This window comes from Rhodococcus sp. 14C212, assembly GCF_011058195.1.
Taxonomy (GTDB): Bacteria; Actinomycetota; Actinomycetes; order Mycobacteriales; family Mycobacteriaceae; genus Rhodococcus; species Rhodococcus aetherivorans.
In genome coordinates this window covers 1-7,857 of sequence record NZ_JAALEH010000154.1, presented here as the reverse complement: position 1 = coordinate 7,857, position 7,857 = coordinate 1, and the positions used below count along the sequence as shown (strand labels likewise).

Below are 7,857 nucleotides of genomic sequence, written 5' to 3'. Positions count from 1 at the left end.
CCCGGAAGCTAAGCCCTCCAGCGCCGATGGTACTGCACCCGACAGGGTGTGGGAGAGTAGGACACCGCCGAACACCCGTTACCGGAAGCCCCCCAACCTCGTTGGGGGGCTTCCGGCATTTCCGCGTCTTTTCCGGGGCGCCGCCATTCCCTTGCGGAAGCCTCGTTCACGGCCGTGACCGGACCTCGTGAACCGATCCGTCTCGTGTGCGAGTCGATCGCGCCGCCGCCACAGCCGGGCAACCGTCCACGGCCCGAACACGAGCGAGATGATGTTGATGCCGGTCTCGACCGCCATTTCCGCAGTCATGTGCCGGTAGCTGCCGTGCTCGAGGTTCCACAGCGTGTCCATGGCCCCGAGGAATGTCATCGCGCCGCCGGCCGCGATCCCCAACGGGACGGCGACCGTCCGTCCTCTTGCCAGGTGCCAGGCACTCGTTGCGAAGCTCGCGGCCATCAGCCCGTCGGCAGCCGGAAAGGCGTTCTCGAACGCGATGTAGGCGGCATCGTCGGACGATCTGACATGTCCGGCAGTGAAATAGTCGAGCCAGTACACCGCCACGCCGCCGGCGACGCTGCCCATCGCAACCACGTGCAGCCGGTCGCCCCACGTCGGCGGTGGTCTCATCACGCTCCCTTCATCGCCTCCGAGTATGGCTTTCCCCACCCCACTGCGGGCAGCCTTTGCGCGGTGGGCAAGCCGGCAGGGCCGCGTGGCGGCCCACCGGCCGCCTACTGTATAAATACATCTTGTGTCTATGTCGTATTCAGCCGCCGAGTCGGCCTACCGTGAGGTCAAGGAGCTGATCCTCTCGGGCGAGCTGCCCGGCGGGGATCTGATCAGCGAAGGGGAGATCGCCGCACGGATGTCGTGCAGCCGCACCCCGGTGCGCGAGGCCTTCCTCCGGCTCGAGGCCGAGGGCTGGATGCGCCTGTACCCCAAGCGGGGCGCGCTCGTCGTCCCGGTGGCGGACGGGGAGGCCGAGCACGTCGTCGACGCGCGCCGGCTGCTGGAAACGCACGCCGTGCGCGCCGTCGCGTCGGCTCCGCGGGCGCGGGAACAGCTCGAGCGCACGTTGCGCGAATGCCTGGACACCCAGGGGGAACTGGCCGAGCGCGGGGACGTCGGCGCCTTCAGCGGTGCCGACGCGGACTTCCACCGCAGCATCGTCGCGGCGGGCGGCAATCCGCTCCTCGACAACTTCTACGCAAGCCTGCGTGAACGCCAGCGACGGATGACGGCGCGTTCGGTCGCTCGTGATCCGGCGCAGCTGCAGAAGATCATCGCCGATCACACGCATCTGGCGGATCTCGTCGCCGCCGGGGATGCCGACGCGTTCGACGAGGCGCTTCAGGTGCACATGCGTGAGGTGCACGGACTCGGAGGGGGACGACTGTGACCGTTACTACCACCGACCCCGGTCGGCTGCCGGCGCTTACGGAAACGGTCCCGCGCGGGACGTGGCTGCTCGTGGCCGCCGCGATGTTCACCGTCGCCTGGGGCGGCAACGAGTTCACGCCGCTGCTCGTGATGTACCGGCTCGAACACGGTTTCGCGCCGGTCGTCGTGGACCTGTTCCTCTTCGCGTACGTCCTGGGCATCGTGCCGGCCCTGCTCGTCGGCGGCCCGCTCTCCGACCGGCTGGGGCGGCGACCGGTCATGGTGCCCGCGCCGTTCGTCGGCCTGGCCGGTTCCGCGGTGCTCGCCCTCGGGGCGGACTCCGCACCGCTCCTCATCCTCGGTCGCATCCTCTGCGGGATCGCCCTCGGTCTCGGCATGGCCGTCGGCGGCAGCTGGCTGAAGGAACTGTCCGACCCGCGCTGGGATCCGCGCGCGACTCCCGGTGCCGGTGCGCGACGGGCCGCGATGAGCCTGACCGCCGGCTTCGGGGTCGGGGCCGGGGTCGCGGGGGCCCTCGCGCAGTGGGCGCCGATGCCGAGCGTCCTGACCTACCTCGTGCACATCGGGCTGAGCGTCGGCGCCGGTGCGGCGCTGCTCCGGACGCCGGAGACCCGGCCGGCGCAGCCGGACGTGGAACGGACCCCGCTGCGGGAGGATCTGAAGATCCCGGCGGCCGGGCACGCCCGCTTCCTGTTCGTGATCGCCCCCGTCGCCCCCTGGGTGTTCGGTGCCGCGAGCTCGGCCTACGCGATCATTCCGGCGCTGATGACCGGACACAGCGGCGACGCGCCGGTCGCGTTCTCGGCACTGCTGTGCGTCGTGGCCCTCGGTGCCGGTTTCGCGATCCAGTCGCTGGGCCGCCGGATCGACACCCCCCGCAACGCCCGGGCGGTGGTGGTGGCGCTGACGCTGCTCGTGGTGGGGATGGTCACGGCGGCGGTCGCGGCCGCGGCGCTGACCGTGCCGCTGGCGCTGCTGGCCGCGGTCGTCCTGGGCTGCGGCTACGGCATGGCGCTGGTGTCGGGTCTGCAGGAGGTGCAGCGCATCGCCGGCCCCGACGACCTCGCCGGGCTCACCGCGGTGTTCTATTCGCTGAGCTATCTCGGTTTCGCGGTGCCCGCCGCCATGGTGTACCTGTCGCAGACGTACCCGGTCCTGACCTACCCGACCATGTTCGTCGTGGGCGCCGTCGCGGCGGCCGCGTGCCTGGTGCTCGTCCTGGTCAAGTGGCGGGCGCACCTGCCGGAACGAGCACAGGCCTGACACCTCACGGCTCGGGCATCGGCGGCAGAGCCTTCTCGGCGAGCCATGCGTCCCACAGCGGACGCAGCGGTGCGTCCGCGAATCGCGCCGCCAGATCGGTGAACTGCTCGGTGGTGACGGTCCCGTGCCGGTGCTCGGCGGTCCACTGCCGCAGCAGCGCGAAGAACTTCTCGTCGCCGAGGCGCAGGCGCAGCGCGTGCAGGGTCAGGGCGCCGCGCTTGTAGACTCGGTCGTCGAACATCAGCTCCGGACCCGGGTCGCCGAGGAGGAGGTCCTGGGGTTTGCGGCCGAGCCCACGGTGCGCCTCGACGGCGATCACGTGCGCCGACGGGCCGTCGGAGTTCTCCGACCACAGCCACTCCGCGTAACAGGCGAAGCCCTCGTTCAGCCAGATGTCGCGCCACCGCGACGGAGTGAGGCTGTTGCCGAACCACTGGTGTGCGAGCTCGTGCGCGACGAGCCGCTCCTCGCCGCGGCTGCCGTCGCAGTGGTTCGCGCCGAAGATCGACAGGGTCTGCGCCTCGATCGGGATCTCGAGCTCGTCCGCGGTGACGACGACGCTGTAGTGCGTGAACGGGTAAGGCCCGAAGAGCCGGGAGAAGACGTCCATCATCTGTGGTTGCCGGCCGAAGTCCCGGTCGAAGTTCGCCTTCAGGCGCGGGGGATGCACCGCGTAGAGGGGCACCGGCCCGTTGGACACCCTGCGGGTCTCGTAGTTCCCGATCTGCACGGTGGCCAGGTAGGTCGCCATCGGTTCCGGCTGTTCGTACTCCCAGGTGGTCTGGCTGGCCCTCGTCGTCCTGCGCACCAGCGTGCCGTTCGCGATCACCTGGAAGGGCGAGTCGGCGGTGACCGTGATCCGGTAGCTGGCCTTCGCGCCGGGATGGTCGTCGCAGGGGAACCACGATGCGGCGCCGTTGGGCTGACTCGCGACGAGCGATCCCTCCTCGAGTTCCTCCCAGCCGACCTCGCCCCAGGGGCTGCGGATCGGTTTCGGTGTTCCGTGATAGTGGACGACGATCGTCAGCACCCCGCCCACGGGAATCTTCCGGGCCGGGGTGACGACGAGCTTGCCGTCGCGCTGGGCGTACTTGGCGGGCCGGGAGCCGTTGACCGACAGTTTCGTCACCCGCATCGTCGGCGCGAGGTCGAGCGCGAACTTCCCGCGTGTGTCGGTGGTGGTGGCGATGACGGTGGCCGTGCCGGTGAGCCGGTTGGCCACCACCCGGTAGGTCAGGTCGAGTTCGTACCGCGATACGCGGTACCCGCGGTTGCCGCTGCGCGGCAGGTACGGATCGATCGGGGCGTCCGGCTTCGCGGTCCTGCCGTTGTCGCGCGACTTCTTCGGGTCGTTGCCCGGCTTCACTGCGGGGACCAATCGCTCGGGTGTGACCACGGTGCGATCGGATTGCCTTGCCATCTGCTCGAATCCGGAACGACGTCGCCGCGCATGACCAGCGAGGCGGGACCGACGGTGGCGCCGGCTCCGATTCCGGCCGCGGGCAGTGCGACGCACTGGGGGCCGAGGGTGGCGCCGGCGCCGAGCGTGACGGTGTCCATGGACATGATCCGATCATGGAACAGGTGCGTTTGCACAACGCATCCGCGTTCCACCGTCGCGCCGTCGCCGAGGGTCACCAGGTCGGCCTCGGGCAGCCAGTAGCTCTCGCACCACACCCCGCGGCCGATCTTCGCGCCCAGGCCCCGCAGCCACAGGTTCATCACGGCCGTTCCGGTGGCGGGCCGGGCGAACCACGGCGCCGCGACGGTTTCGACGAAGGTGTCGGCCACCTCGTTGCGCCACACGAACCAGCTCCACAGCGGGTGTTCCTCGCGGCCGATGCGCCCGACGGCCACCCACTTGGCGGTCACGGACACGATGCCGGCCACGGCGCCGGCGAGGATGAGCACGAGGCCGCTCAGCGCCGCGGCCGGCCCGTACCCCGCCGCGGTGGCCAGCGCCTGCAGGGCGAACAGGACGCCGAGGCCGATGCCGAACGTGACGATCATGGGGAGCAGGCGGAAGGTCTCGACGAAGCCGCGGGCCACCCGGAGCCGCAGCGGGGGCGCGAACGTGCGGCTCGAGTCGCCGTCGTTCGCGGCGCGACGCAGCCGCACCGGCGGGCTGCCCAGCCACGAGGAACCCGACTTGGCCTTCGACGGGGCAGCGGACAGCACGGCGACGAGCCCGTACTTGGGCACCCGGCGCCCGGGCGCGGCCATGCCCGAGTTGCCGAGGAACGCGCGCTTGCCGACCTTGGCCCGGGAGATGTACAGCCAGCCGCCACCGAGTTCGTAGCTGGCGACCATGGTGTCGTCGGCGAGGAAGGCACCGTCGGCGACGCGGGTGAACTTGGGCACCATCAGCACGGTGGAGGCCTCGACGTCCTTGCCGATGTCGGCGCCGAGCAGCCGCAGCCAGCCGGGGGTGAGCATCGAGGCGTAGAGCGGGAACAGGAACGTGCGCGAGCTGTCCATCAGGCGCTCGGTCGCCCACACCTGCCAGCCGACGCGGCTGCGGACGGGGTGGTGGCCCTCGATCATGCCGAGGGACAGGGCGCGCACCGACAGCACCGTGAGCGCGGCGAACACGAACAGGGTCAACAGTGCGGCCACCGGCAGGATCGCTGCGCTGCGGATCAATGCGTCGGTCAGGTCGGCGGTGTCGTGGATCCACCATCCGACCAGCGTGAGGCCGGCGGCGATCGAGACGATCGGCAGCGAGGCCAGCGCCACCGACGTGAGGCCGAAGACCGGCACCCACCACGCGGCGCGGCGCGGCGGCTCGGCGGGCCACGGATGTACGGCCTTGCCGACCTTCCGCGCAGGGGAGCCGGCCCAGTGCTGGCCGGCCTTGACGCGGCCGAAGACGGCGGAGCCGGCCTCGACCTCGGCGTTCTTGCCGATCTTGGCGCCCGGGGCGAGCGTCGAGCGGGCACCGACGGTGGCGCCGGCGCCGATCCGGATGGTGCCGATGTGGACCTCGTCGCCGTCGACCCAGTGGCCGGACAGGTCGACCTCGGGTTCGACGGAACAGCCGTCGCCGAGTTCGAGCATGCCGGTCACCGGCGGCAGGCTGTGCAGGTCGACGCCCTGACCGACCTGCGCGCCGAGGGCGCGGGCGTAGTACAGCATCCACGGCGCCCCGGACAGGTTCACCGCGCCGCTGGCCTCCGACAGCCGCAGCGCCGTCCACAGCCGCAGGTGTTCGCTGCCGCCCCTCGGATAGGTGCCGGGTTCCAGGTTGCGCAGCAGCAGCCGCGTCCCGGCGACGGCGACGGACATGCGGCCGAGCGGGGTCAGGAACAGCAGGATGCCGAGCGCCACCCACCACCACGACACCGGCGCGAGCCACGGCAGGTCGACGAACAGCGCGAAGACGTTGTTCGCCGTCGCCAGCCATGTCACCCATTGCAGTCCGGTCAGGGTGGTGAGCGGCACCGTGACGGCCAGCTGCAGCAGCTGCGCCCGGCGCGGGACGGGGGCCACCTGCCGCGGCGCGACCACCGCGGACGGCGCGAGGTCGTCGAGGTACTCGGCCAGCGAGCCGAGCCGCGGATGGTCGTACAGTTCGGCGACGGTCATCGCGGGGTAGCGCTCACGCAGGGCGGTCACCAGCTGGGCCGCGGAGAGGGAGCCGCCGCCGAGTTCGAAGAAGTCGTCGTCGATGCTCTCGATCGGGGTGCCGAGGATCGACACCCACAGCCCGGCGACCCACTCGGCGGTCGGGTCGAGACCCAGGGCCTCGGCGGAGTCGGCCTCGGCGCCGGGCAGCGGCCACGGCAGCGCGTTGCGGTCCACCTTGCCGGAGGTGCGGGTGGGCAGCTCGTCCACCAGCGCCAGCCGCGGCACCAGGGCCGCGGGCAGCTGCTCGCCGAGCAGGTCGCGCGCGGAGGCGAGGTCGAACCCCGGGTCGGTGCTGGCGATGTACCCGACGAGGATCGAGTGCCCGGCCGCGGTCTTGCGCACGGCGGCCGCGCCGCCGGCGACGCCGGGCAGGTTCTGCAGAGCGTTGTCGACCTCGCCGAGCTCGATGCGCCGGCCGCCGATCTTGACCTGATCGTCGGCGCGTCCCTGGAACAGCAGGCCCCTGCGGTCGAGGGTGACCAGGTCGCCGCTGCGGTACGCGCGGTCCCAGCCGAGGGTCGGCATGGGGGCGTACTTCTCGGCGTCCTTGGCCGGGTCGAGGTAGCGGGCCAGTCCGACGCCGCCGATGACGAGTTCGCCGGTACCGCCCTCGGGGACGGGCCGGCCGTCGGCGTCCACCACGGCGAGGTCCCAGCCGTCGAGCGGCAGGCCGATGCGGATCGGGCCCTTGCCGTCCATGGTTGCCGCGCATGCGACGACGGTGGCCTCGGTCGGCCCGTACGTGTTCCACACCTCGCGACCGGGCACGGCCAGTCGCTCGGCGAGGTCCGGCGGGCAGGCCTCGCCACCGAAGATCAACAGCCGCACCGCTTCGAGCGCCTCGGCGGGCCACATCGCCGCAAGGGTGGGAACGGTGGAGACGACGCTGATGTCGCGGGAGACCAGCCACGGCCCGAGGTCCATCCCGGACCGCACGAGCGAGCGGGGCGCGGGCACGAGGCACGCGCCGTGCCGCCACGCCAGCCACATCTCCTCGCAGGAGGCGTCGAAGGCGACCGACAGTCCGGCCAGTACGCGGTCGCCGGGCCCGATCGGGGTCTCGCGCAGGAACAGCCGGGCCTCGGCGTCGACGAAGGCGGCGGCGCTGCGATGGCTGACCGCGACGCCCTTGGGGGTGCCGGTGGAGCCGGAGGTGAAGATGATCCAGGCGGCGTCGTCGAGGCGCGGGCCGCGCAGCTGTGGCGCGGGCGACGGCGGCGCGGTGCCCGGGCCGATGCCGTCGGCGGTGACGACGGCGGTGACCATCGCCTCCCCGAACACGAGTTCGGCGCGTTCGTCGGGGTCGTCCGCGTCCACCGGCACGTAGGCCGCGCCGGCCGCGAGGATGCCCAGGATCGTCACGTACAGGTCCTTGGAGCCGGACGGCATGCGCACGCCGACGCGGTCACCGGCGCCGACTCCCGCGTCGGCGAGCCGGTACGAGCGGGCGATGACCTCCTCGACGAGTTCGGTGTAGCTGAGAGTGACGGTGCCGTCGTCGACGGCCGGGGCGTCCGGGTGGGTGTCGGCGGTGGCCCGAAGGATGTCGACGAGGGTGCGGGGGGC

The 7,857-nt window shown here is 71.8% G+C and carries 5 protein-coding genes; 2 read left to right on the top strand and 3 right to left on the bottom strand.

From position 1 onward, the window contains the following. Positions 1 to 78: 78 nt before the first annotated feature. Complete coding sequence (locus tag G6038_RS29710; protein WP_240918856.1) at positions 79 to 627, bottom strand: hypothetical protein; 549 nt, start codon at positions 625 to 627, stop codon at positions 79 to 81. A gap of 130 nt (positions 628 to 757) precedes the next feature. Here G6038_RS29710 and G6038_RS29705 point away from each other — a divergent pair, with 130 nt between their 5' ends. Next, positions 758 to 1,399 carry a GntR family transcriptional regulator gene (locus G6038_RS29705; RefSeq protein WP_165042379.1) on the top strand — a complete coding sequence of 214 codons (642 nt, stop codon included), beginning with the start codon at positions 758 to 760 and terminating at the stop codon, positions 1,397 to 1,399. An 83-nt stretch (positions 1,400 to 1,482) separates the two neighbouring features. After that, positions 1,483 to 2,664, top strand: coding sequence for an MFS transporter (locus G6038_RS29700; protein ID WP_240918857.1), 1,182 nt, complete (start codon positions 1,483 to 1,485; stop codon positions 2,662 to 2,664). Between the two features lie 4 nt (positions 2,665 to 2,668). On the opposite strand, the gene G6038_RS29695 is transcribed toward G6038_RS29700, so the two are convergent. After that, complete coding sequence (locus G6038_RS29695; RefSeq protein ID WP_165042383.1) at positions 2,669 to 4,030, bottom strand: M1 family metallopeptidase; 1,362 nt, start codon at positions 4,028 to 4,030, stop codon at positions 2,669 to 2,671. After that, on the bottom strand, positions 4,027 to 7,857 hold a 3,831-nt coding region (locus tag G6038_RS29690; protein ID WP_165042377.1), incomplete at its 5' end, for a Pls/PosA family non-ribosomal peptide synthetase. The genes G6038_RS29695 and G6038_RS29690, both read right to left, overlap by 4 nt.